1 protein-coding gene is annotated in these 532 nt (G+C 69.2%); it reads left to right on the top strand.

The annotated features are described in order from the left end of the window. Positions 1 to 532 (top strand): ketoacyl-synthetase C-terminal extension domain-containing protein (locus IH68_RS51350; RefSeq protein ID WP_037886715.1); only part of this gene is annotated, 532 nt, incomplete at both ends.

The raw sequence follows: 532 nt of genomic DNA, 5'->3' as shown, positions 1-532 counted from the left end.
CCACACGCAGGCGGCTGCCGGTGTCGGTGGTGTGATCAAGATGGTGATGGCGATGCGGCATGGGGTGCTGCCGCGCACCCTGCACGCCGACGAGCCGTCCTCGCACGTCGACTGGACGGCGGGCGACATCGAGTTGCTGACGGAGGCAGTGGAGTGGCCCGAGACGGGTCGCCCCCGTCGAGGGGGTGTGTCGTCCTTCGGCATCAGCGGCACCAACGCCCACGTCATCCTCGAAGAAGCGAACGAACTGACCCCCACTGACACACTCGACGACACTGCCACTGCCACTGCCACTGCCACTGCCACTGCCGAGACGACCGACGACCGTAACGTCCTCCTTCCCCTGTCCGGCGCGGAGCACGGAGCGCTGCGTGCCCAGGCGGAGCGGCTGGCGGCCCTGTTGTCGTCGGATTCCGGGCTGTCGCACCGTGATGTCGCGCTGTCGTTGGCGACGACGCGTTCCGCGCTGGAGCATCGTGCCGTGGTCGTGGCCGCCGACCGGGAGCAGGCCCTGTCTGGTCTGCGGGCAGTG

This window comes from Streptomyces sp. NRRL S-646, from assembly GCF_000720765.1.
GTDB lineage: Bacteria > Actinomycetota > Actinomycetes > Streptomycetales > Streptomycetaceae > Streptomyces.
Note: the sequence above shows the minus strand (reverse complement) of the source record. Positions and strands in the feature narration are given on the sequence as shown.